Source organism: Microlunatus aurantiacus, from assembly GCF_039536605.1.
GTDB classification, from domain to species: Bacteria; Actinomycetota; Actinomycetes; order Propionibacteriales; family Propionibacteriaceae; genus Microlunatus; species Microlunatus aurantiacus.
This window is the reverse complement of sequence record NZ_BAAAYX010000039.1, coordinates 1-3,378: the sequence shown is the minus strand read 5'-3', so window position 1 is coordinate 3,378 and position 3,378 is coordinate 1. Positions and strand designations below refer to the sequence as shown.

At 55.5% G+C, this 3,378-nt stretch carries 2 protein-coding genes; one reads left to right on the top strand and one right to left on the bottom strand.

All coding sequences use genetic code 11. The features are described from left to right. Positions 1-481, top strand: a 481-nt coding sequence (locus ABD714_RS22920; RefSeq protein ID WP_344814784.1) for a hypothetical protein, incomplete at its 5' end; no start/stop codon positions are given. A gap of 390 nt (positions 482-871) precedes the next feature. Here ABD714_RS22920 and ABD714_RS22915 read toward each other — a convergent pair. Next, a complete protein-coding gene (locus ABD714_RS22915) occupies positions 872-3,253 on the bottom strand; it encodes an SIR2 family NAD-dependent protein deacylase (RefSeq protein WP_344814783.1) in 2,382 nt (793 codons plus the stop codon). Between the last annotated feature and the right edge of the window lie 125 nt (positions 3,254-3,378).

Genomic DNA, 3,378 nt, shown 5'->3' with positions numbered 1-3,378 from the left:
TGGCATGTCAGCGAAGTCGGTGCTCGGGGAGGACTTCGCCGTCCGTTTCGGGAGCATCATCTCGGCCGGGTCCGCGGCAGCAGCGCTGTCGGAGTCCATGAAGGCGAGCACCGCGTTCGGCCCGTCGGCCAAGTCCGTGCTGGGGGAAAACTTTGCAGCACGCATGGCCGCCGAAAGAAAGCTCCTTGTTGCAGACTATGTAGCACGGTACCCGGGCATGGATGCGGAACCACTTGAATCCGCTAGCGGGCGGGCGCGTACCGACGGCGGCGTGGTTCTGCCAACTCCGTCAGAGATTCTTCTCTTCGGCTCTATTAGGATAGATCGCGATCGCATGTACGTCGCACTGGTGCTTTCGGGATTGCTGTTGCCGGCGATTATGTCCTCTGCGCTTGCCCCATATCGAGAATGGGCGAGCTGGGCACTTTGGCTGGTCCCGGCAATCTACGCCGCACTTGGTGCGAAGAAGATAGACCGATAAGTACTGCGTCGATGACCGACACCTGCCGACATGACTAGGCGGCGGTCACGCCCTCGAACGTCCGTCGGAGTACGCCCTGTGGCGGCCTGATCGAGGGTGAATAGCGGGGGTGTCTCAACACCAGCTTCCTAGGCGCAGTGTTAAAGCAGGTCCTGACACAGAACAGTCAAGAACCTACTGATCCAAGGCAGCGTTGCGGACTTGATTGCGATCGGCTGTCCACAAGGTGCGTGCGGGACGTCCGCCAGGGTCCCGGTATGCCTGGGCATGCATTCGGACGCTGAGGTCGACCAGAGATCTGCTCCACTGCTGTCACGGTTGCTGTCACGCAGTTCGTTGTTGCAGCCTTCGATGAAGAGACGGCTCTCGTTCAGATTCAGCACGCCATCGCTATTTCAGCTGTGATGCAAGGTTGGCCTTACGTCGCAGCAGCTCTGTATCCAGTATCTGCTCGTAGGCGTTCTGAAGGGCCTCTTGGGCCTCAAGCAATCGTTCCGAACGCCCGCTCGTCGAATATATGGCTTCGGCCACATCCGCAAGAGTTAGGTAACTATACTTATTTTCGGGCCAACCATCTATTCCAGTCCAAGCCATCGACCAAGCGTCGTAAAGTATCGCGAGATAGTCGTCTGTAGACAGTTCACGCCTCAATTGAAGTCCGCGCTGGACCTTGAGAAGCACTTTGTATCTGTGGATGGGCGAGTCAATTCCAACTCGGGATTCGGCGTGCTGGATCGATCTCTGGGTAGCTTCGAGATCGCCAAGCGTGAACAGATTGGTCGCAATTATTCGATGGTGTGGTACGCGATTCGTACTGAGCTTCGTCAATTTGCTGAACAGTTGGATCCGGTCCATAGGATCCTCGATTCGGCCAATTGCGTTCTTGCTATCGCACAGATGTGGGATCAGTTGCCGATCGAGTAGCTGGGCAGCGTTCATGTTGTCAATTAAAGTGTCAAGTGCCGTGTAAAGTTCATCCTGCTCGAACCATTTGTACCGAGAGATGACGTCGGCGATAACAGGGTGCCTGGTCGACCACGAATATACTTCGTCCTTACGGTCAACCAGTCGTTGCACGATTATACCCCGGGTCGATTTCAGAATATCCTCGATGTTCTGCCAACTTAGCCCTAGTGTCTCGAGGATGAGTTGCCGGGAGGGCTTTCCGAATGCGGCTTCAACGAGGGCGACATACTTGTAGACCTCCGCAGGACCCTCAGCGAGTTGACTAAACTCTTGGAGAACAATCTTGTCCAAGTCTTCGCCGGGAAAACAGTACTTCAGAGCGACGAACATGTCCGACCGGCATTGAGATTGAATTCCAGCGATTTGCTGGTGACGGGACAGGGCTTTGAACTCTGGCTTGACCAGGTCGCGTATCTCGTCTTGCACGTTGCAAAGAGTTACCAGCGACTCCACTTCTGTCGGTGTGAGTATGGTGAGGGTTCTCTCCACTCCCTTCTTCACTAACGCGAATGACTTGCTTCGGGCCTGCCATTGAGCGAGGTGTGAGGTGAGAACGACCTTGAACCATTCGTTCTTAAGGTCTTCGAGACCCCCAACCAATTTGTTCACGGGTCCCAGTTCGCCGCTTGCGTCATCCACAAGCAGGGCCACCAGCTTCTTGGCTGCTGCGGCTCGATCGGCAACCTCTAGCCATCCAGTGGCGTCGAGCGGGAATTCTGCCTTGTGCTCGTATGTGACCATTCCTGAATCTGCAAGTGTCAGAAGTACTCGACGCGCCAACGTCGATTTGCCCACACCGGATGCCCCCAGAATAGTAAGAAAGTGTCGTTCGTCATTGATAAGTGGATCAGAGAGGTTGAACTCCGCCTGACGTGCGAAGGTGAAGCCAGCAGCAATGTCGGCATAGGTGGCAGGCTCGCCGTTGAAGAGCCGAATGGCACTGGGCGGCTTATTCACTTCATTCGCCACGATGACGGTACGGTGTAGCAGCCGGCGAGGTAGCAACGCTTGCGGGTCCGTCGCTATCGGAGTTGTGGGTGGGGCTGCCGAAGTTAGGTTTTCCAGCAACTGGTCAATCGGCCCGCTTGAAACTACGAGACCTTGCTGTTCAAGTACTCGTGTCCTTAATGAGTCCGCGGAGTAGGTGAGAAGTCGGACCTTGTTTCCTAGAGATTGCTGAGAGGCACGTTGAACTATCTCGTTAACTAAGCGTTTCAGATGCGGGTCGGCAAGAGATTGACCAATCACCAACAGATCCTTGGTCTGGATATCGAATGTCATCTTGCCGAACAGCGCTTCGCGATACGCGCTGTACGTAGTGTAATCCTCACTCGTGAGGACCATACTGCTGTTAGCTCCAAACGCACGATCTTGGGTGATACACCCATGAATCTTCATGATCTCAAGTTCGGTATTGTCGATCTTGCCAAAGTCGTAATTTGAGCGAATCACTTTGTGTGGCAGGTCGTGATACTTCGCTGCTCTTTCAGCTAATTCGTCAAAGTTTGTAGTGTATATGCGCGCCCAAGGATGCGAGAGAAGACCTAGCATCCCTCCATCCGGCCGTAAAGGGTTCAGTAGATCGCGCAGGGCGCTGACGACAGCCGACCGGCTGTATTCGTGGCAGAGCAGCGTGCACGCCTCGGCCAGGTCGGTTTCCTCGACAGTGCCACCGGAAACTTTGCTGCAGAGCGCCTCGGCCAATCCGGTACCCGTCATGCCGCCCGACGGCACGCTGGCGCCTGCACCCAGAAGCAGTACAGTCTCGGTGGGCCTGATCAATCGGCCAAAGTGTGCGAGGTCCATTCGCATATAATGTCTGACGGAGTCAGTCAGGATCTTTTCGGGGCTGCTGCTGCGCTCTTCACGAGGACTCTTGGGCTCAACTTGTGTGCGGACGACTGAGAGTTGGAGCGAGGACCGGCCAGCAG